Below are 22,071 nucleotides of genomic sequence, written 5' to 3' on the forward strand. Positions count from 1 at the left end.
GCCCGACATGGGCGGCGTACTGGCGCTCGCTCATGCCTTGCATCGCCAGCCCCGATTATCATTCAAAGTCAGGTGCTTATGTCGTTGATAAGCCTCGCGGACAGAGCGAACGTCCATCCCACAAGGACGATGCAACTTACGAAGGAGCCACCACGATGACCACCCGCTTGAACCCGATCACCACCCCGCGCCACGAACTCCGCGCCGAGAAGGCGCGCCGGAACAAGGAAGCCGCGCTGAACGCCTTCATCGGCAAGAAGGCCGAGATCGACGAGATGCTCGCCCGCCTGCAGGCGCTCAGCGACGACCACTTCAACGCCCACCCCGACGAGGTGAACTGGGGCCATGTCGGTACCCTCGAACACTACGCCAGCCTCCTGAGACTCATCACCGACAGCGCCTTTGGTGAGGGCGAACACGCCCGCTGATCTCCGGCGCTGCCGGAACTCCTGCCGCGCGCCCTGCGCGGCTCGGGGTCGTAGAAGGGTCGCGACGGTCGCGACCCCGAACACGGAGACGACCCCATGACCAAGCTTTCCGACACCCAGCTCGTGATCCTCAGCGCCGCCGCGCAGCGCGAGGACCGCAACGTCCTGCCACTCCCCGGCTCGCTCCGCGGCGGCGCCGCCGCCAAGGTGGTCGGCGCGCTGCTCTCCCGTGGGCTGATTGCCGAGACGGCGACCGACAGCCGGGCCAAGACCGACGCCGCGCTCAACCGCATCTGGCGCAACGACGAGGACGGCAACGCCATCCTCCTGCACATCACCGACGCAGGCCTCGCCGCCATCGGCGTCGAGCCGGAGAGCGGCGGCAGCGCGCCCACGGACGCCGACGAGGCGCCGAGCGCGGAGCCCCCGCAGGACGCTCCAGCCGGGGCCGACCCCGCGCCTAAGGCGCGCACACCGCGCACGGGCACGAAGCAGGCGAAGCTGATCGAGATGCTCCGCGCAGAGGGTGGCGCGACCATCGAAGAGATCGTCGCCGAAACGGGGTGGCAAGCTCACACCGTCAGAGGTGCCATGTCCGGCGCGCTGAAGAAGAAGCTGGGCCTGACGATCACCTCCGAGAAGGTCGAGGGACGAGGTCGCGTCTACGCCATAGGCGGCTGACACCTCGCGTGGCAACGAACTCCATGCCGCCGCCCAACGCTGGGCGGCGGTCCTTCATTCCACGCTCCGTATCCGGATCGCCTCAAACAGCCGCCTTAGCAGGTAGCCACGCGCCAGCGAGACGCCGACGAAGGCGAGGCCGATGGTCAGATGCTCCGCGACACCCGTCTCGATCCCGAACCACGGGAACACGACGATCTGCGTGGCGATGGCCAAGAAGTAGCCGACGACAACGTTCGCCGCGGCCTCAACCATCGACATGGCCCGGCTCTGCTTCATCGCAGGCTCTCCATGAAAGCCATCACGAACTCTGCCGCAACCGGCGGCACGATCGCATTGCCGTAGCCCCGCAGGAGCCCCATGCGACCGGATATCCCATCAGCCAGCGGGAATGTTCCGGGCTCAACGGGCCGCCATTTTCCATCCCGGCAGAGGAGCCAGTCCGGATCTCGCCAGACACCGTCCGTCGCATTGGTCCCGGCGGGGTCGGCGCCATCGACCAGTCCACCAGCTTCACCGTCCTGCGGCTCGCATCCGTGTTGCCCGCCGCGTTGTACGCTGACGTCGCGGGCGAACCCGCCATCGCCGTTGGCCAGCCCGCCAACCACACCTGCCGGCCGAGAAGCGCGTTGATCGGAACAGTCCGGCATTCGGATCCGTCCTTGTGATCCCGCGCCGAGGCTGTCGCCCAGCCCGCCCGGCTCCAGGGCCATGGCGCCGAAGAACAGGCGCTGGCGGATGTGCGGCGCGCCGATGCCCGCAGCCGGCAGATCGGCCGCCGCGACGGCGTAAGATGCCGCTTCCAGGTCAGCCGCCAGAGCGTCGAACCACGCCCACCCAGCCGGATCCTCAGCCGCTGTTCGAGCCGCGCCGCCAACGCGTCCGAGCACTGCCGTACTCGCGACCTGCTCGCCGAAAACGAACTCCGGGCGGCAGGCTGCGACGAGCCGCAGGAAGGCCGGGGCGAGATGGCGGTCATCGTCCTGTCCCTTGCGCTGCCCGGCCTGACTGAATGGCTGGCAGGGCGGCGAACCGGTCCAGACGGACATGTCCTCGGCCACGCCCGCGAGGCGCAGCGCGTAGGGCCAACCGCCGATCCCGGCGAAGAAATGACATTGGGTGAAGCCGCGCAGGTCGACGGGCTCCACGTCCAGGATTGACCGCCCGTCTACTTCGCCATCCGGCAGCAGCTTGGCCGAGATCAGCTCCCGCAGCCATGCGCATGCCGCGAGATCGGCAACGTTGTAGTAGACGGCCATCAGGCTGCGGCATCGGCCTTGTCGCCCAGCCGCTCGGCCTTCACCTCGTCGAAGGTCCGGCCGTCTCCGTCGAGGATCACATCGCGCCCGGTCTCGGCCTGCCAGCGTTCGACAGCCACATCGACATAGGCCGGGCTGATCTCCATCGCGAAGACACGGCGGCCATTGGCCTCGCCCGCCATGATCTGCGACCCGGAACCCGAGAACGGCTCGTAGCAGAGCCCGCCGCGGGCGACATGCTGGCGCATCGGGATGCCGAACGCGTCGAGGGGTTTCGGCGTCGGGTGGTCGGGACGCTCGTCCTTTGCGAAGGACGGCATCTCCCAAGTCGAGGGCAGCGTCTGCTCGGCGACCTTCGGCGGGCGGTTCGGCCGGCGCCAGCCCATGAAGCAGGGCTCGTGCTTCCACAGGTAATGCGAGCGGGTCAGGACGCCGCGGTCCTTCACCCAGATGATCTGCTGGTGGACGAAGGCGCCGGCCTTTTCCCAGCAGGCCTCCAGCATCGCCTGGCGGCGAGAGGCGTGCCAGCAATACCAGGCGGCATCGTCGGTAATCGCCTCGGCGACCGCAGCGGCGATGAAACCGTCGTAGAGGTCCGCCCCCTGCGAACTGTCGTCCCAGGTTGTGCCGTAGGACGCCGACCAGTCCTTGTTGCGGGTCGGATGGTTCGAGCCGTCGTAGTCGACAAGATACGGCGGGTCGGTTGCGAACAGGATCGCCCGCTCACCACTCATCAGGCGGCGCACATCCTCGTGGCTGGTCGAGTCCCCGCAGAGCAGCCGGTGGTCGCCGAGGATCCACAGATCGCCTGTGCGCGAGGCCGGGTTGCGCGGCGGCTCGGGGATGGTCACCGGAGGCACCGAGCCCCCGGCGCCACCCTCTTCTTCACCGCCCTCGTCCGGATCGAAGGCCAGCAGCTTGTCGAGCTCGCCGTCGGAGAAACCGACCAGCGACAGGTCGTAGTCGTCCGCGAGCAGGTCCTGCAGTTCGGCCGACAGCAGCGCCTCGTCCCAGGTGCCGAGTTCCGTCAGCTTGTTGTCCGCGATCCGGTAGGCCCGGCGCTGCGCCTCGGTCAGGTGGCCCAGTACGATCACCGGCGCCTCGGTCAGCCCCAGCTGCGTGGCGGCCAAGACGCGCCCGTGGCCCGCGATCAGTTCTCCGTCCTCACCGACGAGGCACGGAACGGTCCAGCCGAACTCGGCCATGCTGGCGGCGATCTTCGCGACCTGGTCGGCGCCATGCACCTTCGCGTTCTTCGCGTAGGGCTGGAGCTTGGCCAGAGGCCAGGTTTCGATCCGCTCGGGGGCGAAGCTCAGCGTCATGGGCGGGTGGTGTCCGTCGTGAGGTGGATACCGGCCGGAATCCGGACTCCGGATGCCGCGCTGGACTCCACGTGGGGTCCAGCGGCATCCGGGGTATCCGGCCCGCAGGCCAGCGATTATTGGTGTTCGCGCGGGAGTCGGGTGGCTCTGGCTTCTGGGTGGCTTCCCAAAAATCCGGCCCTGTCGCTGGCGAAATATTGCGCCAAGCCCGCCAGCATACATAGTCGCCAGGAAGGAACCACGCACTTGGGCTGGGGGCGGACAGCGGCTCGCAAGGAAAGGATAAGCGCCTTTCCTTTCGTAACGGGTTCGCCAACGAAAGGATGTTTTTGCTCGGGTCCGTCCCGCGCGCGCCTCTCCCGAGTATATCCGGTTTCTAACCCGGGAGAGCCGTTTTTGTCTTAGCGAAAACTGTCCGGCGAACACTTTCCTATTGCGCCCATAGGCTTACGCGCCAGCGGCCAGCGCGATCACCTTGCGCTTCGACAGGCTGCGATTGAACGACCGCCTGTTGAGCGTCAGCGCGATCACCGATAGCCCGTATTGCCAGTGCTGATGCGCCGCGGAGCGTCGCAGACCGACCGCCCAGCAGATCTCCTTCCAGCGCTCGCCATGCGCTTTCATCCAGACGATCTTGCCGTCGAGCGGCTCGAGGCAGGCCGTCCAGGTGAGGGTCTCCTCCATCCGGCTGATGTCCTGCGGCGAGGGCAGCACGCGCATCGGCTTTGGCTCCTGGCCGACCTTGTCGCCGAAGCTGTGGACGATCTCGGGCCACGTGCTGAAGTATCCTTGCCGCCGCGGCTCGGGCATCCGCTTCAGCACGAGGGCCGCCACGGCGAGCCGCTCCTCGACCATTGCCGGGGTCCAGTCCGTCATCGCTGCACCTCCTGTTCCGAGGGGCGCGCGCCGTAAAGACGCTCGCCGAGTTGCCGTACTAGCTCCCGCTCAGGCCAAGTAAGTCTCTGGTCGTCAAGCGAAACTGCCAGAACGCCTTGCTCTTTCCAGCCTTCGCGCTTGACCTGTTCGGGGTCGCGGCGATGGCCGCCGTAGCCCTTGGGATGCCACCTCATTGGACGCCTCCCTTGGTCTCCAGCGCCCAGAACAGGATGGCGATGGCATCGGCCTCGTTGTCGTCGGCCGGGCTGAATCCGCGGGCCCGGGCAGCGTCGATCATGGCATCCTTGTTCGCGTTGCCCTTGCCGGTAGCGAAGCGCTTGATCGTGCCCACCGGGACGCCCTCGTAGGGCACGCCGCGCAGCTCTGCCCACGAGGTCAGCGTCGCCATGAGCCCGCCGTAGACATGCGCGGCGTCCGTGCCAGCGTGGCGGCGGACCTCCTCGAACCAGATCGCGGCGATGGGCCCGGAGAGCCGGTCCAGCTCGGCTAGCCAGTTCGTGAAGCGCAGATACCGCATGCCGCCGCCATCGAAGCGACCGGTACGGAAGGACACCGTGCCGGAGGTGATCAGCCCATCGGCTCCGTGCAGGGCCCACCCCGTGGTGATGCCGAGATCGAGCGCGAGCAAGGTGCGATCGGCGCGGTGCGCGACAGGCAGATCGGGGATTGCCTCGCGAGCGCTGGTGGCGAGAGTCATGTCAGCCATGGGTGGTCTCCTCTTCTGGTTGGCTGCTCGGGTGGAAGACGACGGCGGCCTGGTGCTTGGCGGTACGGGGCCGCCGTCGTCGGATCGGGTGGTTCGGGCGAGGACGGGCCACGCGCGCGAAACCCCTGGGGGTGGGCGTGGGAGAACCCGCCTGCGGCGTTCTCCCCCACCCCCGTAGGGGGTGGTTTCTCCCCCCAAACTGGAAGTCTGCATCAACCCACTGACAGAAAATGGGTTTTCCAGTTTGGATGGGTCACTTTCAGCATTTCCGGCCGAAACTGGTTGCAGCGTAGTCTTTGCGGTTCGAGCGCAATTCTGCAGGGGCAGTTTCGGAAGCGGGCCGAAACTGGCCACAACGGACGTGTGCGGGGCGGCGCGAAACGACGGCGAGGCAGTTTCGGAAAGGCCCCGCATCTGGTTCAAACTGGCCCCTGCGCAATTCTGCGCGGAGCGATATGCGGGGGCGATCATGGCCGCTCCCCCTCCGGATAGACCCAGACATTCGGGTTCTCGACCTCAAGGAGCGCCCCGGTCTGTGGCGATTTGTAATGGGTGGGCAGCACAGCGACGCTGGCGGGGGTGACCTCGCCGGTCGCCGGATCGACCTCCTCGCCGCCCGTGGGCATGACCATTCCCTCGACGCAGAGGTACCCGAAGCGCGAACGCGACGGCCCGAGGCCATAGGGGGCGCCGTCGCGGATGAACTTGATGGCGCCCTTGGTCGCCTGCACCGCGATCCGGTCGCGGATCGAATCCTTACCGCCCAGACCGGCCTTGTTCTCGAAGGCCTCGGCGAACTGGTTGATGGTGTAGAGCCGCCCCTCGACCGCCTCGTCGAGCAGGAGGGAAAGGATCACGTCCCGCTTGCGATCACGCTCCGCGTCGTATTTGGCGCCGACCTCCGCACGCACCAACCTCTCGTTCATGGGATTGATCTCGGCCCATGCGCCATCCAGCTTGTCGACGAGCTTCGCTGGCAGTGCCGGCCCGTTCCGGAGCTCGATTTCCAACCGCCTCTGGGTAGAGTCCTCCTCGGGTCGGTGCAGGATCAAACCGGTGGTGTAGAAGCCCCGGAGCGCGCTGGCGCCGGATAGCGCAAGGAACGGATCCTCCTTCACCTGGTGCTTGGAGAGCTTCTTGGTGTGGTGAACGAGGATCACGCCGCACTCGGGATTGACGTGGTCGCGCAGCACCTCGACCCGGTCCTTGAGGAAGAACATCATGGCGGCGTTGTCGTTTTCGCCACCGCCATCAGGGCCGCCATCGAAGAGGTTGCGGATCGGGTCGATGCAGAGGATGTCGAGTGGTTCGTCGGGGAACGCGGCCCTGATTGCCTCGGCCACGCGGGCGCTGCCCTCGGCATCGAGCAGCATCCGCAGTTTCGGCGTAACGATAAGGTTGTCGCGCGCGGCGGCGATCAGCTCGGGCTGGAGACCGATCTGCTGCATGCGCTCTCGCAGGTAGTGGTACTGGATCTCGGCCTGCAGATAGAAGATCCGGAGTGGCCGAGGCGGGGTGAAGCCGAGGAAGGGCACGCCCGCCGCCATGTGCACGAGCAAGGCGATCAGAAGATCGCTCTTGCCGACCTTCGGCGCGCCGCCCAGCACCAGGAGCCCGCTTGGCGTCAGCACGCGCGGGCCGATGATGTCGTCCGGCATCGGGCTCGTGTCGTCAAGGAGCGCGCCCAGAGTGAAGGTCGGCAAGTCCGTCTGCGTGGGCGCTGCGCTGTCGAGGCGGATCAGCGGCGGCCCGTGCCGCTTGATGTGCAGCTCCCAGAGGCGGTTGGTCTCGCGCTTCAGCCGGTCGAGTGGCCAGGACGGGCGCAGCATCGCGGCGTTGTAGCCGCAGATCGCCGTCCAGCCCTCGTCCATCGACATCCGGCCCTCGTGGACCAGCCGCAGGAAATAGCCGATGGCGGCCGAGGCGCCCTCGAAGCGGGACCAGTCGTCCGTGCCGCCCTCGCGAACGGGCGTCACCAGCACGTCGTCGATTGCAGGTTTCTCGCGGGGCTCCGCCGTGGTCATGCCGACGCCTGCCATGGGCGGCATGTCGGCGACGCGCTCGGCCATTTCGGCGAGATCGACCTCGAGCTCGGTCGCCTCGCGGATCTGCACGAGCCGGGTCAGCCCGCCCTTATGATAGACGGTGCCGGGCACGCGGATTGGCTGGTGGGCCGAGCGGAAATGGGTGTCGCCGCCGACCTTGAGCGCGATCTCGCCGCGCAGTTCGCACAGCCGGTCGAGATCCAGGCCCTCCGCGGGCTCGGTCAGCTTCCACCAGACATGGAGCTTGGTCGCGCCTTCGCGCGTGCGCCCGCCGCTCTCGACGATCAGCGTTGGCCGCCCGAGATGGTGGAGGAGATGATCGAGCTTGGCCGGGATGTCGCCGGAGTCGAGATCGACCACGAGGCTCTGCATCTGCAGGACATCCGCGGCGCGGGCCTGGCCCGTTTCCGCGACCGTGCCGGGAATGACGTAGACCGCGGCGCCCTCGCGCGATGCCCAGCCGGCGAAGGTGGCGAGCTTCTCCGGCGCCGTAGCATCCGCCTCGATCCAGATGTTGTGCGGCCGGCCGTCCTTGCCCTGACCCTTGTCGACGAAGCCACGGACCGGGATTAGCCCCTCGGAGTAGCCGAAGACGACATCGACGAAGCAGGCGATCTGGTCCGCGTCCGGTTCGACCGCGAAGGGATCGTGCAGCGGCGCCGCGTCGTTGAAATCCCGCCAGGGATTGAAGTGGATGATGTTGTCGTCGCTCATGCCGGCAGGCTCCAGCAGCGCTCGGCCCATGGGCAGAACCGGCATTCGAAGAAGTCGCGGTTCTGGGCCACGCGCGGCAGCAACTCGCCCGCATCGGTGGCGCGCAGGATTCGCACGCCGCGGTCGGACATGCGCTGCGCGAGATCGGCGTCGAATGGCACGAGCTCGTGGTGCAGCTCGGCCGTGTCCTTGTTGATCGCGGTGAAGAGCGCCGGGTTGGCCGAGATGCCCGGCACCGTCGCTTCCATGTAGGCCTGGTAGAGCGCGATCTGCGCCGCGTAGACGGGCTTGGCGACGGTCACGCCCTTGGCCACCGTCTCGCGCCAGTTCTTCGCGTTCATGGTCTTGCACTCCCAGAGCGCGGGAGTGCGCAGCCCCAGCGCCGCCGGGGCCTCGGCAACGATCCCGTCGACGTGGCCGCGGATCCGCCCGCCCGCGACGGAGAAGCCGAACTGGCCGCCGTCACGTTTCTGGGTGACCAGATCGAGCCCCGCCGTCCGCAGCCAGCGGATGGCGAGATCCTCGAGTTCATGCCCGATCGCGAAGATCCGGAGCGACCGGCCGGAGAAGTCGTGGCCTTCGTCCTTCGGTGCGCCCGCAAACTCGAACTGCAGCGCGCGCTCGCAGGCATGGCCGAGCCGGGACGCGCCGAGATAGTCGCGCGGCGGAGTTGCCGCGCGCTCTGCCTCGAGCGCGGCATCCACGGCGGCGTTGATGCGCTCCGCGATGCCAGGGCGGTGGTTGTAGTCCAGCATCAGAACGGGATCCCCGACTCGGCGGCGATCTCCGCCATCTCCGCGCGGAACGCCTCGACGGTTGTGACGATCAGCCGGTGCATGTCATTCTGAGTCAGCTGCCCCAGCGGTCGGTCCCAGCCGATGCGCTCCATCTCGGGGGCGAGCGCGCGCATCACGGCGGGCAGCGCCTGGGTTTCTTCTTCGGTGAAATCGACCATGCTCAGTCCTCTCTTCGCTTTTCGGGTGAAGGCCGTCTGGCAGCCCATGGAGCAGAACCAGCGGCGGGTTTGGGTGCGGGTTGGGCGCGTCCGGTGGGGATCGAACCAGCCGAAGCCGCGGGTGCGCGCGGTGCAGACGGCGCAGAGGAGCGGGCGCGGATGCCAGAGGCGATCAATGCCCGGTCGATCCGGAGCCGCTTTGGGCGGGGATGGGACTTGCGCGACATGGCTCACGCCGCCCTCCGCTCGGGCGCGGCCGACATCACGAGCCGGCGAATGTCGCGCCGGTTGAACTGGAAGGTGATCAGCGCCGACGCCCGGTAGCGGGTGAGCCCGTAATCCTGCCGCTGCTCGGGCGAGAGGTATTGCAGCTGCTTCTCGGTCGGCGTCTGCGTCAGCCAGCGCTTCGACTTGAAGGCGCTCTCGTCGCTCTCGTGTTCGTTCAGCCAATCGTCGGCCTGCGCCAGACAGACGGTACGCTCGCCCACGCCGAGGAGGCGCGTCCGCTCATTCTTGCCACCGCCTACGGCATGCCAGCGCCCCTCGAGGTAGAACACGCCGCCCCAGGCGTTGAACCCGCTCGCCATGAGCGCGGACTCGTCGTCGAACAGGTCCTCCCAGGCGAAGCTGGAGCGCTTGAGGAGGTCGATCTCGGACATGACCACGCTGTCGAGCGGCGGTACCCCGTCGCGGAGGAACTCGAATCCGCAGATCGGGCATTGGCGGGCAGCGAGCGGGACCGTCGCCTCGCATTCCGGGCAGGTCTTCGTCGGCGCGTCGCACGGTGTGGGATCGCGCCCGTCGAGATCGACGTCCTGCTCGAGCGTGCCGTGGGTCAGGCTCGAGATCCCGAAATCCAGAACGATGCAGTCGGTCTTGACGATGCCCGGATGCTCGGCGGGATCGACCGTGCGCAGGCCGCGCCCGACCATCTGGATCATGGTGGACTTGCAGGAGCTGGGGCGCAACAGCACCACGCAGGAGGTCGGCGGGTGGTCCCAACCCTCGGTCAGCACCGCCACGTTGACGACGACGTGGATCTCGCCAGCGGCATAGGCTGCGAGGATCCGACGGCGCGTCTCGGAGCCGAGATCGCCGTGGATGACGCCGGCGGGGATCCCGTCACTGTTGAATGCCTCGGCGACGTTTTCCGCGTGGGCGACTGTCGAGCAGAAGACCACGGTCTGCCGGTCGCCGGCCTTCTCGCGCCAGTGCCGGATGACCTCGGCCGTGATCGGCGCGCGGTTCATGATCTCTGCCACCGCGCCCATGTCGTAGTCGGACGCGGTCTTGCGCACGGCACGAAGTTTCTCCTGCACGCCCACATCGATCACGAAGGTGCGCGGGGCTACGAGGTGACCAGAGGCGATCAGCTCGGCCAGCGTGACCTGGTCGCCGACGTTGTCGAAGACAGCGCGCAGCCCTTTCCGGTCGCCGCGGTTGGGCGTCGCCGTGACGCCGAAGATGCGCGCTTCGGGATTGGCATCGCGCACCCGGTCGATGATCCGACGATAGCTGTCGGCCACCGCGTGATGCGCCTCGTCGATCACCAGCAGATCGAGCGTGGGCATCGCCTTCAGGCTCGACGAGCGCGACAGCGTCGGCGCCATGGCAAAGGTGACCTGGCCGGCCCACGACTTCGAGCCGGCATCCACCACGGACGTGGTCACCTCCGGATTGACCCGGGCGAACTTCGCGCGGTTCTGGCCGGTCAGCTCGTCGCGATGGGCGAGAACGCAGGCCTTGGCCTCCGTCTCCTCCACCAGCTTGCCGGTGACCGCGGAGAGCATGATGGTCTTGCCCGCGCCCGTGGGCGCGACACCGAGCGTGTTGCCGTGCTTCGAGAGCGCAGCGAGGCTGCGCTCCACAAAGACTTTCTGGCGGGGACGAAGCCGCATCGGACGCCCCTCACTGCGCCCAAGCCGGACGCCCCGGCGCCGCCGGAGCAGTCGGCTGCGATGCCGCCGCCGGCTGCGGCGCGGGCTGCGATGGCGGCTGGTAGCCATGGCCGGCCGTGCCCATGACCTGCGCGTAGTCGCGATGGTCTGGCGTGACCGCGGCACGGATCTCGTTCTTGTCCTCGCCCATCGCATCGGAGCCGATGTCGATGCGCGCGACGAACTCCAGCCCGTCGAGGTCGGCGAAGCCGTTGATCCGACGTGCGGCCTGCGCCTCGGGCGAGGTGTCCTTGTCCGAGATCCCGCGCGCCGAGTTGAGCATGCCGCGGACGAGGCTGCGGCCCATGTTGGCCCAGTCCGGCCCCTTGGGGCTGTGCAGCCCGATCAGCGTGAAGATCTTGCGCCGGGCATAGGGGCCCTCGAGCACGGTGAACTCGCCGTTGAGATACACCGCACCGGTGGAGCCGCGGGTGGCATAGCCCCCGGTCCAGCCCTGCGACGGGTCGTCGAAGCCGCCGGGGCGGATGGTCAGGCGCACCTTGGCGAGCGTCCCCTTGGGGATGAGGTTCGTGTTGGACTGCGCGTCGTTGAAATCGTTCCAGAGACCGGTCATGGCGTGGGGTCCTTTCAGTTGGTGGGATCGGATTGAGGGGTCGCGGCGGGCGCCGGGATGCGCGGCGCGTCGGTGACGAGCGGGCGCGCATCGATCGGCAGCGGTTGGCGGATCTTCTCGATGAGCCGGCCGAGATGCGGCGGCTCGAGCAGGTCGAGGCGTCCGGAGCGGTCCTTGGCCGGATAGCCCCAGCGGTTCTGCGTGTGGCAGACGAAGACCCGCTGCGGCACGCCATTGTCGTCGGGCAGCGAAGTGAGCGTCAGCACCTCGTCGACGATGCCCGGCAGTTCCAGCCCGGTCTTGGACCCATCGATCTGCGGGACGAAGACCTTGCGATTGAAGTCGTCGACCTTCTCGTCGAGGATCCCGACGAAGATCACGTTCTTGGCGCGCGTGTGCTGGAGATGCGTGAGCCAGGCGATCATCTCGCGGCCATGCAGCCCGTAGGCCCCACGGACGTCCGGCTTGCCGGTCTTGTCCGAATGCGCCTCCGGCTGGCCCTTGCACCACTGGAAGCAGAGCCGCCCCGCGACGGTGATCGAGTCGATGAAGACCGTGTCGTACTTCTCCAGCACCTGCGGATCGCCGTACTTCTGGCAGATTGCCTGGTAGTGGTCCTCGCTGTAGGGCTGGTCCTTGCGCAGCGCCGGGTTCGGACCGCCAATGAACACAGCGAAGTCGCGACATTCCCGCCAGGTGCGCGGGCGGATCGTGTCGATCGCCAGCCCCTCAATGGCGAGATCGCCGGCCTCGAGGTCGAAAAACAGCGAGGTGGTCGAATTGAGTGTGCGCAGAAGCGTGGTCTTGCCGATGCCCGGAGGTCCAAAGATGGCGGCCTTCACGCCGCGCACCTCGGCCAGCCGCTCGTCGGCGGTGATGATCGGGAGGCTCATGCGTCGCCTCCCTGCGGCCGGATCTCGACCTTCAACGCGCCGGTCTTCACGGTGCGCGCGGGCTCGAAGCCCTGGCGGATCGCATCGGGCCAGGCCGCGTATTTGCGCTCGGGCACCTTGAAGGCGATGTCGACATACTCGGCCGGATCGTCCCCGACGGCGCGGATCCGCTCGACCATCGCAGCCAGCTGGGACTGGTCCCACTCGACGCGTTTCGGCAGATCCGCGACCACGGTGAAATCGCCGTCGTCGAAGCGGACCGTGCCGGTATCCTTGGCCTGCGCCTGCCGCTCCTCGGCGGCGCGGGTGGCGTAGCGGACGGTCAGTGCGGCATCGAGCCGGGTCTTCGCAGCCGTGTCGCGTTTCAGGCGCTCGTCGATCTCGCGCTGTAGGATGGCCAGCAGTTCGACGGGCAGCGCGGCGATCTCCTGCGGGCTGAGGCCCGGCAGGTCATCGGGCGTGGGTGTGTTCTCTGGATAGGGCATTGGGGTCTCCGGGATGGGGGATGGGGATCAGGCGGCCTCGAGCAGGCGCATCGAGAGCGCCGCGCCGGACGGGCCGGGCTTCGGACGGGCGACAGCGATGTAGGCGAAGGCGTCGGGGCCGAGCCGCGACTGCACGAGGTGGACGAGGTTCTGCTCGGCCGCGCGCCGGGCAGCAGCCGCCACCAGTTGCAGCGTACGTTGGCGATCCGCCGGCAGCTTCGAGATGACCGACGTGGCATCGACGGCGAGGAACCCGCGGTGATAGACCAGCGCCTCGCCGGGTTCGGCCTGCGCGATCCAGGCGGCGAGCCCGATCTCGTCGAGTGTCGGCCCGTTTACGCCGTGCAGCGGCACGACCTCGGCCTCGGTGATGGGCGACAGGTGTCCCATCAGGCCGCCCCTGCGCGCGGCTGGGTGTCCATGGTGTGCTGGAGCTGGTCGCGCTCGAAGGCGACGATGTCCTCGAGGCGGTAGACGACCCGTCCGCCGATCTTCATGTAGGCCGGGCCTTCACCCGCCCACCGCCAGCGCTCCAGCGTGCGATGCGAGATCGTCCAGCGCCGGGCGAGTTCCTTCTGGTTCAGGCAATGCTTCTGCTGCATCGGCTCTCTCCGTTTGCGTGTGCTTCGGAGAGAGATTGCGAAATCCCGCTATGGGATGTCGTCAGGATCGCAGGGGGATGCGGAGGGGGATGGATATGGCCTTGCAGGACAGGCTTGGGTGGCTCGCTGGGGGATCGTCACCCCCCTCCATCCCCCAGCCGATCCCACACCGAGCGCGATCAGGAACCGCGCATGGGGGATGGCAGGCGAGTCAGTCGATGTTGAGACGGTAGCCGCCGCGGCGGTCGGAACGGATCAGCTGCCGCCAGTCCTTCTGCGATTTGAAGACGTCGGCCATGCGCAGGCTCTTCGAACCGGCCGAGGACAGGATGGCCTTGCCGCTCTGCAAGGGCTCGCCCCGCTGTGCGGCCTCGTGCAGGGCGCGGACGACCTGAGCCTGGATCGGGCCGAGCCGGAAGCGGTAGCCGTTGCAGCGCACCTCCTGGTAATCGGCCGAGGCGATGAAGGTGCTCTCCTCCATCGCCGAGCCGCCGGAGGAGAATCCGGACTGGAGCTCGAAACGATCGCGTTCCTCGCGCCGTAGCAGCAGATCGCCGATCATCACGAAGACCGGCTTGGCTTCGCCGTAGAGCGACGCATAGTCCGCGCGTGGCGTACGAAACTCGCTGACATGGAGCTCGCCGCAGCGGAACAGCTGGAAGACATCGCAGGCGTGCAGGTCGAGCAGCCCGCTGAAGGGCTTCTGCTCCCACGGCACGCGGAACCGCTCGCCGTCCTGGCCCTCCTCGTAGTCGCCGAATTCGACCGGCTCGCCGAAGACGCGGACCGACAGCCGGAGCTTGTCGTTCTCGGCAAGATAGACGAGGTCCGTCTCGGAGATCCGCCAGCGCTCGAGCACTTCGGGAAGCGTGAAATACAGCTTGTCGATGTGCACGCGCCCCTCCGATTCCCATGTCCGATGTTTACCTTATGTTCTTATTCACTTGACGAGCTCCGATCAATCCGATTTTATCCTATTTCATCCACAGATGGGTGGGGAAACATGAACGAGCATCACACGCTTGCTGACCGTCTCAGGGCCCGTGCCAACCAGCTCGGCCTCAGCCCCGCCCACGTCGCCGAGATGGCCGGCGTGAACCGATCCTTCGTCTACGACATCCTGCGCGGACGATCATCCCGTCCTGGCATCGACCGGCTGGCAGAGGTCGCCCGCGTGCTGAAGGTCGACCGCGACTGGCTGATCCACGGGATCGGCGATGTCGAGGGCACGCCGCCCTTCATCGAGAACCCGGACGAAGCCTTCGTCTCGATCGCGCATGCGAGCCCGCGCCCCTCGATGGGCGGCGGCGCTGTTGTCGAGGAGCATGAGGATCCCGCCGGCCGCGCCTACCACTTCCGCCGGTCCTGGATCCGCCACAGCCTGAAGGCCAGCCCGTCCCAGCTGCGGATCATGCATGTGGAAGGCGACAGCATGGCGCCCACGCTGCTCGACGGCGACACGGTGCTTGTCGACATGGCGCGCCGCGCGCCGAACCCGCCCGGCATCTTCGTGCTGGACGACGGTATGGGGCTGGTGGCCAAGCGGCTCGAGCACATCCCGAACAGCGACCCGCCGGCGGTCCGAGTCATCTCGGACAACGGCTTCTACAGCCCCTACGAGCGAACGGCCGACGAGATCCACATCGTCGGCCGCATCCGTTGGTTCGCACGGGAGATCTGAGGTGAACGCGTTCCGGGAGGTAGACGATGCCGATCCGGCGCTTGCGTTCTCGCCGATGGTGCGCGCGATCGAAAAGACCTTCGTGTGGATCGACGAGAACGGCGGCATCCCTCTGACGCCATCCAAGGCTTTCAAGCGCGTGTTCGTGCACTGGGCCGCGGCCGAGTTCGAATGGCCCGGCCACACCGAGGCCGAACTCTTCGCCGTCAACAAGGTGCTGAACGAGCCCGACTTCGCCCCGCTCACGGTTCTGCACGACCTGATGATCGCGATGAAGCTCGGCCGGCACTACAAGGGAGAGTTCCGACTGACCAAGGCAGGCGAGGCGCTGGTAAGCCATCCCGGTCGGATCTTCGGCAACTGGGACGTGTTCCTGAACGTGCTGAACGTTGAGACCGAGGACGGCGCTACCGGCGCCCGCCTCCGCCGCGTGCTCTTCGGAGAACCCGAGAAGGAGCCGTTGCCGCGCTACGACGGGGTGATGGGGCAACTCTACATCCAGGTGCTGAGACCGCTGTGTTGGGCGGGGCTGCTGCAGCAGGGGCGTGGCACAGCCAGCTATCGCTTCGAGGAAACGGTGTTCATGAAGACGCCGCTGTGGCGAGCGGCGATCCGGCTGGAGACGGACCAGAGGGTCAGGCGGGCACAGCGGCACTGATCCTGCCTACTTGTGCTCGAAGCGCGCCATGCAGGAGGTTTCTGACCATGGTGAACGGCCCTGGAGAGCGGATTCGCGTTGTGCGACAGGGGAGAGTCATGCGATACAGAGCGAAAAGCGGCGGGCAGAGATGGTAGCGACGATAGACTTTAAGAACCCGACTATGGTGATCGTTGGCCATTGGAACTCTGCGATTCTGAATGAACCGGGCTGGATTGCGAAACACTTGCTTGACGTGCCCGACGGACAGCAAGTGGATCTCCAAGCAATAGTTGTCGGCAACCAAGTTGGACCGTCCCATGTGGCGCCCGAGAAGCAAATTTGGCTGTTTGATCAATACGGTATATGCTGTTCCGGCCAACGACTGGAAATGTACACTCGTGATCTCGACAATTTGGAGCCGCTCTATTTGGCGACGTCAAAGATCTCGCAGAAACTCCCGCACACACCGGTGCGTGCGATCGGCATCAACTTCAACGTGAAGATTAATGGCGACTTTGCCGCAATCACAGCGCTTTTAGAGACAAACGAGAGTTTTGACCTCTTGGGCACGATAAGGTCTACGGAACGTACGGATTCGATAGAGATTGGTAACGAAAATCTGATAGAGATTGATGGCTTTGGTCGGGTTCAGACGACTTTAAATTTGACGAGGAAATCTGATTTTGCTCAGGTTGAGATAAATTTCAATTATCACTCACCGGTGCAAGGCATTGAATTCTTGGATGGTTTTGTTGGCAAAGACCCCATTGCACACTGGCGAAGTCGTGCGATGACAATCCTCAGTGACTGCTACGATCTGACTGAAGTTGCGTCAGAATACTTTTAAGGGAGGAAACGGAAAATGGCAGAAAAAGAAGTGTCGGCAACATCAGGTCGGTTCAGTGGACCGACTGCAAACACCGGAGCGCAAAAGGTCGAAGCTAGCACCTGGACTTCCCGCTCCGTCTCAATCACCGTCTCTGCCTCTAGCAGAGGCGAGCGGCTCGTGTCCTTAAATGACCGCCTTCGGGGCAGCACAAGCAGAAGCACCGCCACCTCAGAATAGGTGTAACCTTGGATTTTGTTTTCAAGGATGTATCCAGACTTGATACGTCTGGTCTATCACAAGGCGATGTTATCGCGAAAACCGATGCCGTAATTGATAGAATTGGTCAGGCGCACCAGTACTACGCTGATGCACCTGACTATACTCATTTTATGGTCCTCACTCAGAGCTGTGACCTTGTGAGGAGGCAGGGCAACTTCAAAGCGCCCTATATAACAATTGCAGCGGCCAAGCCCTTTAGGGGAACTATTGGAGAGTTTTTTGACCAGAAATCGAAGGTGGTTAAGGGTGCGGAATTCTCATTTCATTCCTCTAGCCTTGTAGGGAAGGCAAAGCAGCTCATTGAGCGGCATGTCAATAATACAGAGCCAGAGTTTTTCTTCCTCCCGAAGTCAGGGCACCCAAACATCCCTGAGGATCTTGTAGTTTTTCTTCGCCTGTCTGTAGCGCTGCGCAAGGAGCACTATGATGCACTAGCGGAAGCAAAGATTGCGGAGTTGGCTGACGTTTTCCAGGCTAAGCTTGGATGGCTTAAGGGGAATATTTACTCTCGCGTGGCCACCCCAGATTTTGAGGATCGGGGCTTGAACGCTGCTGAGATTAAGTCGGGGTTTTACGAGCAGTATATTCCGAAGGACACGACGGTATGGCTTTCCGCTCTGCAGGCCGAGCTTCTGCGAAAGATAGTTAATGAGAGGCGAAAGGAAATCGAAAGGGACCTTTCATCAGAAGAGGTGCTGGAGATAATTGAAAGTGAGATCCCAGAGGATATTCAAATAATAGCAAATAACATAGTTGAACGCCTCAAAAAGAATAAGCTTCTTGAGGGAGATCATGAAGCCGAGAAGAAATTTGCTCGAGTAATTTCGAACGAGCCATCGCTCAAGTCACTTGTTAAGTCCCTCGGAGGATAGGTCAGCCGACAGCCGGTTGGGGTGTACGACATCATAAACCCTCAAGAAACAACCATACGACCCCCTCGATTTCGCCCTACTACGCCAATTCGTTTTTTGAACTTGAACTGGAAAGCCTTGACCAGCGAACACGGAGCAAACCGCCTCAGGAGGTTCGCTCCCCATGCCCGACGACATCACCTTCGCACCACCCGCCGAGACGCTCTCCACCGATGAGCGGCTGACGGAACTGGCCGCCATCCTCGCCAGCGCCGTCGCGCACACCAACCCACCGAAAACGAACGAGAATTCTCCGCTCGACGGAGGCAGTTCGCTGGACATTCTCGCCCTCAGACGCCGTCGTCGGAGACAGGTTCGCAACCGAGTTGGAGACGACACATGAGGAAGAACACAAGGAAATCAGGCGCGAAGGCCGCGCCTGCGCACCAGGCGGAGAGGATCGACGTCCTGGCCGAACTGGCGGCGCTGAAGGCGATGACGGTGCCCGAGTTGCAGGAGAAGTGGCAGGCCATCTTCGGGGAGCGCGCGCCGAACGCCAGCCGTGGCAACCTCGAGCTTCGGCTCGGCTACCGCATCCAGGAACTGGCGCATGGCGGGATGCGCCGCGAGACGCGCCGCACGCTCGATGCGCTGGCCGACGAGGTCATGAGCGGCAAGCTCGGCGGCATGGTTGCGGACCCGCGCAAGCCAGCGCCCGGCACGAAGCTGGTCCGCGAGTGGGGCGGCGAAGAGCACATGGTCACCGTTCTGGCGGACGGCTTCGAATGGCAGGGCCGGGGCTTCAGGTCGCTCTCTGCCGCCGTCCGCGCGATCACCGGCGCACACTGGAATGGCTGGCGCTTCTTCGGGCTCGACCAGACCGGAGGCGCCCGATGACCCGAAAGAGCCAGACCGAACCGGCGCGCCGCCTGCGTTGCGCCATCTACACCCGTAAGTCGAGCGAGGAAGGGCTCGACATGGAGTTCAACAGCCTCGACGCGCAGCGGGAGGCCTGCGAGGCCTACATCGCCAGCCAGCGAGCCGAGGGGTGGGCCTGCCTGCGCGAGCGGTATGACGACGGCGGCTTCTCGGGCGGCACGCTGGACCGCCCAGCGCTGAAGCAGCTGATTACCGATGTCGAGGACGGGCTGGTCGACGTGGTCGTGGTCTACAAGATCGATCGTCTGAGCCGCGCGCTGATGGATTTCTCGAAGCTCGTCGAGATCTTCGACCGCCACGGCGTGACCTTCGTCTCCGTCACCCAGTCCTTCAACACGACCACGTCCATGGGCCGGCTGACGCTGAACATCCTGCTCAGCTTCGCCCAGTTCGAGCGCGAGGTCATCGGCGAGCGGATCCGCGACAAGGTCGCTGCCTCGAAGAAGAAAGGCATGTGGATGGGTGGCTACGTGCCGCTCGGCTACGACGTGGTCGACCGCAAGCTGATCTTGAACGAGGCCGAGGCCGCGCAGGTCCGGACCATGTTCGAACTCTTCGCGCAGTCCGATTCCACCGCTGCGGTGATCCGGGAGCTGGACGCCCGCGGAATCCGGTCCAAGCGTGGCCGGCCCATCGACCGCGGGGCGCTCTACAAGCTGCTGCACAACCGCATCTACCGCGGCGAGATCACCCACAAGGACGAGACCTATCCCGGCATGCACGAGCCAATCATCGATTCGGAGTTGTGGGACGCCGCCCATGCCGTGCTGGCCGGCAACCGGAACCAGCGGGCCGGACGCACCCGGAGCACCGAGCCGGCGCTGCTGCGCGGGCTGATCTTCACCGAGACCGGGGTCGCAATGACCCCGCACCACACCAAGAAGGGCAACAGGCGGTACTGTTACTACGTCTCGATGGACGTGATCCAGAAGCGGCCGACGGCCGAGCTGCGCGGGCCTCAGCGGCTGCCAGCGGCCATGGTGGAGGAAGCGGTCATCGGCGAGATCCGGAGGCTGCTGCGTACGCCGGAGATCATCGCGCGCACCGCGCGGGCCCTGAAGAGGGAGCGGCCCGACCTCGACGAGGGCACCGTGACCGCGGCGCTCACGCAATTCGACGATCTGTGGAAGGCGCTGATCCCCGCCGAGCAGGCCCGCGTCGTCCAACTGCTCGTGGCCCGCGTGACGGTGGGCGAAAACGGCCTCGACATCGACCTGCGCCATGACGGGCTCGGCGCGCTGGCGAGCCTGATGACGCCCGCGCGAGAGGACGCCGCCTGATGCCTGCGAACGACACAATCCGCGTTCATATCCCGCTCACGGTCCGCAAACGCGGCGGTCGCCCGCGTATCCTGCCGCCGAAGGACATCGAGACGTCGAACCCGCCGCCGGGTCAGGATCCCCGCGTGCTCCGCGCCATCGGCAGGGCATGGGCATGGCGGAAGCGGATGGAGCGCGGCGAGGTCACGACCATCGCCGATCTCGCCGCCGAGGAGGGACTTTCGGACCGCTATGTCAGCCGGCTTCTTCGCCTTGCATGGCTAGCGCCAGAAGTCCTCGAGCGGCTGGTCGTGCGCCGCGAACCCTGTGCGATCAGCCTCTACGACCTCTGCTTCGTGGCATCGCTGCCATGGGACGAGCAACCAGGGCGGGTGTTAGGCTGACGGTCAGTGAAAGCTGGCCTGAAATGACGTCGCCGTCAGCGAGACATGCGCATCGAGCGGCGGGTACAGCTCGAACGCCCGCGGTTCGCGCGAGAAATTCCACATCCGGAACAGGCACCACTCCGCGCGCCGTTCGTCGGCAACGGCTAGCTCGTTTCGCGTGATGTGGAAGGGCGTTCGTTCCCAGCCGTTCGTCGTCTTCACCTCGATCAGCCGCGGGCGGCCATCAGGCGCATAGCTGGCGATGTCATAGCCCGCCCCGTCGCCGTCCTCCTCCGAGACCCAGCGGACCTTGCGCGCCAGGTCGTCCCGACCGGCGGCCCTCAGGGTGGCATGCTCATGTGCCAGGACGCGCTCCTCGCCCGCGCGGCCGAGGGCGCGATTGCGCTCGTCCCGGCCCGGGACGTCGAACTTTCTGGCGATGTGCAACATCTGGTCCAGCTCTTGTGGCGGAGGCTGGTTGGATAAGGTGGGCGGAGGGCCGATCCAGATCTGCACCGCCTCGCGCATGCCGGTCGCAGGGTACATGCCTGGCAACCGGCCGAGCCAGTCCGGGTGCAGCGCCAGCCACCGCGCCACCGCATCGACCAGCGTCATCTGGAAATTGAAGGCGGGCTTGTAGCCGGGGATCCAGTCCTCGCCGAGGCCCTTGAGAACCGCGCTGATGTTCTGGTGCTTGAACTCGACCGATCCCTCAGACCGGTCGTTCAGAAGCGGCAGGAGCGCCCGGCGATGCTCGGCTTTGCTGTAGCGGCGCCCGGTGATGTCGTCGGCCAGCATCGCGAAATAGTCCGCGACGATCAGGTCGTTTTCTTCATCGGTCCAGGGGCCACTCGCCATGCTGCCAGGCTAGAGGCGCGATGTGCGTTTGTCATCAATGCCTTCGCTGAGCCGGCGCCGAGTGATCCGCCACCGCTACGCGTCGTTCTGCCAGCGCAACTATTGGATACGCCTCCTGCATGTTCGGTCTCTGTTTCGCTCGATAGCGATGGAAACAAGGCGCGCAGTTTTGGCGGCGTTGAGAGTCAGGCCATTGCAAAGGCGAGGAAATTTCCGACCGAACCGCAATCGGCGCGGTTCGCCCGACCAGAGACGAGAGGCCATTCAGAGACGGAAATCGCTGCGCACGCGCGTCTCAGCGGTTCGCACCCAACCGGCAAACGCCTTTGAAAACAGGAGAAAAACGCCACTCCAAGAACGGCCCGAACGCGTTCGAAAGGGTGATAGTGGCGGAGGGAAAGCGATACGCAAAAACTCCGCTCAGCGGGCAGGTTCAGATCCCGACTACTTGCCACGTTTCTCTGGGAATAGCGTCCGATACGATTACTTTCTCTCCCTCTCGCCGGGTGCGTTCACGGCTCTGCGCTAGCCGCGGCGCCTTTGCGCAGGGCACCTCAAGACACTGACTTGCCTCTCTTTTTCTTTCACGCCTTCGTCCTTCTGCAGCCGCTGTGAGTTGCGAAGAAGGAGACGATGATGAAACCAACTTGCTTGAACCAGAAAGAACTGGCGGAACGCTGGACCATTTCGCACCGCACCCTGGAGCGGTGGCGGTGGGCCGGCGAAGGACCTGTGTACATGAAGATCGGAGGTCGCGTCGTCTACCGCATCGCCGATATCGAGGCCTTCGAACGCGACGTACTGAACGCCACTTCGGATCAGGGCGCCCCGGCCTACTGACACCGATCTTA

The 22,071-nt window shown here is 65.4% G+C and carries 28 protein-coding genes; 11 read left to right on the forward strand and 17 right to left on the reverse strand.

The genetic code is table 11. The annotated features are described in order from the left end of the window. The first annotated feature begins 155 nt into the window (after positions 1-155). Both BM075_RS05055 and BM075_RS05060 read left to right on the forward strand, forming a co-directional pair. On the forward strand, positions 156-428 hold the full coding sequence (locus BM075_RS05055; protein WP_093359570.1) for a hypothetical protein: 273 nt from the start codon (positions 156-158) through the stop codon (positions 426-428). A 96-nt stretch (positions 429-524) separates the two neighbouring features. Continuing rightward, positions 525-1,109: a DUF3489 domain-containing protein gene (locus tag BM075_RS05060; protein ID WP_093359571.1), complete on the forward strand. Its 585-nt coding sequence runs from the start codon at positions 525-527 to the stop codon at positions 1,107-1,109. Positions 1,110-1,163: 54 nt separating this feature from the next. Here the strand turns inward: BM075_RS05060 and BM075_RS05065 are convergent, their stop codons facing one another. The 16 genes from BM075_RS05065 to BM075_RS05140 all read right to left on the reverse strand — a co-directional run bounded on the left by BM075_RS05065 (position 1,164) and on the right by BM075_RS05140 (position 14,393). Further along, positions 1,164-1,388: a DUF7220 family protein gene (locus BM075_RS05065; RefSeq protein WP_093359572.1), complete on the reverse strand. Its 225-nt coding sequence runs from the start codon at positions 1,386-1,388 to the stop codon at positions 1,164-1,166. Next, complete coding sequence (locus BM075_RS05070; protein WP_093359573.1) at positions 1,385-2,368, reverse strand: DNA cytosine methyltransferase; 984 nt, start codon at positions 2,366-2,368, stop codon at positions 1,385-1,387. The genes BM075_RS05065 and BM075_RS05070 overlap by 4 nt, the downstream gene beginning before the upstream one ends. After that, entirely contained in the window at positions 2,368-3,690 is a 1,323-nt protein-coding gene (locus BM075_RS05075) for a site-specific DNA-methyltransferase (RefSeq protein ID WP_093359574.1), read from the reverse strand. Before BM075_RS05075 ends, BM075_RS05070 begins: the two co-directional genes overlap by 1 nt. A gap of 447 nt (positions 3,691-4,137) precedes the next feature. Continuing rightward, a complete protein-coding gene (locus BM075_RS05080) occupies positions 4,138-4,566 on the reverse strand; it encodes a DUF6362 family protein (RefSeq protein ID WP_093359575.1) in 429 nt (142 codons plus the stop codon). Continuing rightward, positions 4,563-4,760 (reverse strand): hypothetical protein, encoded by a 198-nt coding sequence (locus tag BM075_RS05085; protein WP_093359576.1) that lies wholly within the window; start codon positions 4,758-4,760, stop codon positions 4,563-4,565. The genes BM075_RS05080 and BM075_RS05085 overlap by 4 nt, the downstream gene beginning before the upstream one ends. Beyond that, positions 4,757-5,293, reverse strand: a complete 537-nt coding sequence (locus BM075_RS05090) for a crossover junction endodeoxyribonuclease RuvC (protein ID WP_093359577.1) — start codon at positions 5,291-5,293, stop codon at positions 4,757-4,759. The genes BM075_RS05085 and BM075_RS05090 overlap by 4 nt, the downstream gene beginning before the upstream one ends. A gap of 467 nt (positions 5,294-5,760) precedes the next feature. Next, entirely contained in the window at positions 5,761-8,052 is a 2,292-nt protein-coding gene (locus tag BM075_RS05095; protein ID WP_093359963.1) for an AAA family ATPase, read from the reverse strand. Further along, the gene (locus tag BM075_RS05100) at positions 8,049-8,807 is read right to left on the reverse strand and encodes a PD-(D/E)XK nuclease family protein (protein ID WP_093359578.1); all 759 of its coding nucleotides are present in this window, start codon (positions 8,805-8,807) and stop codon (positions 8,049-8,051) included. The genes BM075_RS05095 and BM075_RS05100 overlap by 4 nt, the downstream gene beginning before the upstream one ends. Continuing rightward, entirely contained in the window at positions 8,807-9,241 is a 435-nt protein-coding gene (locus tag BM075_RS05105; RefSeq protein ID WP_093359579.1) for a DUF6511 domain-containing protein, read from the reverse strand. The genes BM075_RS05100 and BM075_RS05105 overlap by 1 nt, the downstream gene beginning before the upstream one ends. Then, on the reverse strand, positions 9,238-10,905 hold the full coding sequence (locus tag BM075_RS05110; RefSeq protein WP_093359580.1) for a DEAD/DEAH box helicase: 1,668 nt from the start codon (positions 10,903-10,905) through the stop codon (positions 9,238-9,240). Before BM075_RS05110 ends, BM075_RS05105 begins: the two co-directional genes overlap by 4 nt. Before the next feature lie 10 nt (positions 10,906-10,915). Then, complete coding sequence (locus BM075_RS05115; protein WP_093359581.1) at positions 10,916-11,518, reverse strand: hypothetical protein; 603 nt, start codon at positions 11,516-11,518, stop codon at positions 10,916-10,918. 14 nt (positions 11,519-11,532) lie between these two features. Further along, positions 11,533-12,411 (reverse strand): ATP-binding protein, encoded by an 879-nt coding sequence (locus tag BM075_RS05120; RefSeq protein ID WP_093359582.1) that lies wholly within the window; start codon positions 12,409-12,411, stop codon positions 11,533-11,535. Beyond that, complete coding sequence (locus BM075_RS05125; protein ID WP_093359583.1) at positions 12,408-12,896, reverse strand: hypothetical protein; 489 nt, start codon at positions 12,894-12,896, stop codon at positions 12,408-12,410. Before BM075_RS05125 ends, BM075_RS05120 begins: the two co-directional genes overlap by 4 nt. 27 nt (positions 12,897-12,923) lie before the next feature. Then, entirely contained in the window at positions 12,924-13,286 is a 363-nt protein-coding gene (locus BM075_RS05130) for a hypothetical protein (RefSeq protein ID WP_245758747.1), read from the reverse strand. Next, positions 13,286-13,498, reverse strand: coding sequence for a helix-turn-helix transcriptional regulator (locus BM075_RS05135; protein WP_074219579.1), 213 nt, complete (start codon positions 13,496-13,498; stop codon positions 13,286-13,288). The genes BM075_RS05130 and BM075_RS05135 overlap by 1 nt, the downstream gene beginning before the upstream one ends. A gap of 211 nt (positions 13,499-13,709) precedes the next feature. Further along, positions 13,710-14,393 (reverse strand): hypothetical protein, encoded by a 684-nt coding sequence (locus BM075_RS05140; protein ID WP_093359584.1) that lies wholly within the window; start codon positions 14,391-14,393, stop codon positions 13,710-13,712. 108 nt (positions 14,394-14,501) lie between these two features. Here BM075_RS05140 and BM075_RS05145 point away from each other — a divergent pair, with 108 nt between their 5' ends. From BM075_RS05145 to BM075_RS05180, 8 genes are all read left to right on the forward strand, one after another. Further along, entirely contained in the window at positions 14,502-15,179 is a 678-nt protein-coding gene (locus tag BM075_RS05145) for an XRE family transcriptional regulator (RefSeq protein WP_093359585.1), read from the forward strand. Position 15,180: 1 nt separating this feature from the next. Further along, a complete protein-coding gene (locus BM075_RS05150; protein ID WP_093359586.1) occupies positions 15,181-15,837 on the forward strand; it encodes a hypothetical protein in 657 nt (218 codons plus the stop codon). Between the two features lie 28 nt (positions 15,838-15,865). Further along, entirely contained in the window at positions 15,866-16,666 is an 801-nt protein-coding gene (locus BM075_RS05155) for a hypothetical protein (protein WP_143089816.1), read from the forward strand. A gap of 227 nt (positions 16,667-16,893) precedes the next feature. Then, on the forward strand, positions 16,894-17,799 hold the full coding sequence (locus tag BM075_RS05160) for a hypothetical protein (RefSeq protein WP_143089817.1): 906 nt from the start codon (positions 16,894-16,896) through the stop codon (positions 17,797-17,799). 163 nt (positions 17,800-17,962) lie between these two features. Next, positions 17,963-18,181 (forward strand): hypothetical protein, encoded by a 219-nt coding sequence (locus BM075_RS05165; protein ID WP_093359589.1) that lies wholly within the window; start codon positions 17,963-17,965, stop codon positions 18,179-18,181. Then, positions 18,178-18,675: a DUF2924 domain-containing protein gene (locus BM075_RS05170; RefSeq protein WP_093359590.1), complete on the forward strand. Its 498-nt coding sequence runs from the start codon at positions 18,178-18,180 to the stop codon at positions 18,673-18,675. The genes BM075_RS05165 and BM075_RS05170 overlap by 4 nt, the downstream gene beginning before the upstream one ends. Continuing rightward, on the forward strand, positions 18,672-19,997 hold the full coding sequence (locus tag BM075_RS05175) for a recombinase family protein (RefSeq protein WP_093359591.1): 1,326 nt from the start codon (positions 18,672-18,674) through the stop codon (positions 19,995-19,997). The genes BM075_RS05170 and BM075_RS05175 overlap by 4 nt, the downstream gene beginning before the upstream one ends. Further along, on the forward strand, positions 19,997-20,380 hold the full coding sequence (locus BM075_RS05180; protein WP_093359592.1) for a hypothetical protein: 384 nt from the start codon (positions 19,997-19,999) through the stop codon (positions 20,378-20,380). Before BM075_RS05175 ends, BM075_RS05180 begins: the two co-directional genes overlap by 1 nt. 3 nt (positions 20,381-20,383) lie before the next feature. On the opposite strand, the gene BM075_RS05185 is transcribed toward BM075_RS05180, so the two are convergent. Continuing rightward, positions 20,384-21,220 (reverse strand): protein NO VEIN domain-containing protein, encoded by an 837-nt coding sequence (locus tag BM075_RS05185; protein ID WP_093359593.1) that lies wholly within the window; start codon positions 21,218-21,220, stop codon positions 20,384-20,386. A gap of 633 nt (positions 21,221-21,853) precedes the next feature. On the opposite strand from BM075_RS05185, the gene BM075_RS05190 reads away from it, so the two are divergent. Next, on the forward strand, positions 21,854-22,060 hold the full coding sequence (locus BM075_RS05190) for a helix-turn-helix transcriptional regulator (RefSeq protein ID WP_093359594.1): 207 nt from the start codon (positions 21,854-21,856) through the stop codon (positions 22,058-22,060). The last annotated feature ends 11 nt before the right edge of the window (positions 22,061-22,071 follow it).

The sequence above is a fragment of the Tropicimonas isoalkanivorans genome (assembly GCF_900112335.1).
Classification (GTDB): Bacteria; Pseudomonadota; Alphaproteobacteria; order Rhodobacterales; family Rhodobacteraceae; genus Tropicimonas; species Tropicimonas isoalkanivorans.

Coding starts and splice junctions, on each gene's coding strand:
- BM075_RS05085 (WP_093359576.1), bottom strand. CDS start 4,760: ATGAGGTGGCATCCCAAGGGCTACGGCGGCCATCGCCGCGACCCCGAA.
- BM075_RS05185 (WP_093359593.1), bottom strand. CDS start 21,220: ATGGCGAGTGGCCCCTGGACCGATGAAGAAAACGACCTGATCGTCGCG.
- BM075_RS05130 (WP_245758747.1), bottom strand. CDS start 13,286: ATGGGACACCTGTCGCCCATCACCGAGGCCGAGGTCGTGCCGCTGCAC.
- BM075_RS05055 (WP_093359570.1), top strand. CDS start 156: ATGACCACCCGCTTGAACCCGATCACCACCCCGCGCCACGAACTCCGC.
- BM075_RS05155 (WP_143089816.1), top strand. CDS start 15,866: ATGCAGGAGGTTTCTGACCATGGTGAACGGCCCTGGAGAGCGGATTCG.
- BM075_RS05095 (WP_093359963.1), bottom strand. CDS start 8,052: ATGAGCGACGACAACATCATCCACTTCAATCCCTGGCGGGATTTCAAC.
- BM075_RS05060 (WP_093359571.1), top strand. CDS start 525: ATGACCAAGCTTTCCGACACCCAGCTCGTGATCCTCAGCGCCGCCGCG.
- BM075_RS05065 (WP_093359572.1), bottom strand. CDS start 1,388: ATGAAGCAGAGCCGGGCCATGTCGATGGTTGAGGCCGCGGCGAACGTT.
- BM075_RS05170 (WP_093359590.1), top strand. CDS start 18,178: ATGAGGAAGAACACAAGGAAATCAGGCGCGAAGGCCGCGCCTGCGCAC.
- BM075_RS05135 (WP_074219579.1), bottom strand. CDS start 13,498: ATGCAGCAGAAGCATTGCCTGAACCAGAAGGAACTCGCCCGGCGCTGG.
- BM075_RS05070 (WP_093359573.1), bottom strand. CDS start 2,368: ATGGCCGTCTACTACAACGTTGCCGATCTCGCGGCATGCGCATGGCTG.
- BM075_RS05175 (WP_093359591.1), top strand. CDS start 18,672: ATGACCCGAAAGAGCCAGACCGAACCGGCGCGCCGCCTGCGTTGCGCC.
- BM075_RS05075 (WP_093359574.1), bottom strand. CDS start 3,690: ATGACGCTGAGCTTCGCCCCCGAGCGGATCGAAACCTGGCCTCTGGCC.
- BM075_RS05110 (WP_093359580.1), bottom strand. CDS start 10,905: ATGCGGCTTCGTCCCCGCCAGAAAGTCTTTGTGGAGCGCAGCCTCGCT.
- BM075_RS05165 (WP_093359589.1), top strand. CDS start 17,963: ATGCCCGACGACATCACCTTCGCACCACCCGCCGAGACGCTCTCCACC.
- BM075_RS05180 (WP_093359592.1), top strand. CDS start 19,997: ATGCCTGCGAACGACACAATCCGCGTTCATATCCCGCTCACGGTCCGC.
- BM075_RS05080 (WP_093359575.1), bottom strand. CDS start 4,566: ATGACGGACTGGACCCCGGCAATGGTCGAGGAGCGGCTCGCCGTGGCG.
- BM075_RS05190 (WP_093359594.1), top strand. CDS start 21,854: ATGATGAAACCAACTTGCTTGAACCAGAAAGAACTGGCGGAACGCTGG.
- BM075_RS05100 (WP_093359578.1), bottom strand. CDS start 8,807: ATGCTGGACTACAACCACCGCCCTGGCATCGCGGAGCGCATCAACGCC.
- BM075_RS05115 (WP_093359581.1), bottom strand. CDS start 11,518: ATGACCGGTCTCTGGAACGATTTCAACGACGCGCAGTCCAACACGAAC.
- BM075_RS05145 (WP_093359585.1), top strand. CDS start 14,502: ATGAACGAGCATCACACGCTTGCTGACCGTCTCAGGGCCCGTGCCAAC.
- BM075_RS05125 (WP_093359583.1), bottom strand. CDS start 12,896: ATGCCCTATCCAGAGAACACACCCACGCCCGATGACCTGCCGGGCCTC.
- BM075_RS05120 (WP_093359582.1), bottom strand. CDS start 12,411: ATGAGCCTCCCGATCATCACCGCCGACGAGCGGCTGGCCGAGGTGCGC.
- BM075_RS05090 (WP_093359577.1), bottom strand. CDS start 5,293: ATGGCTGACATGACTCTCGCCACCAGCGCTCGCGAGGCAATCCCCGAT.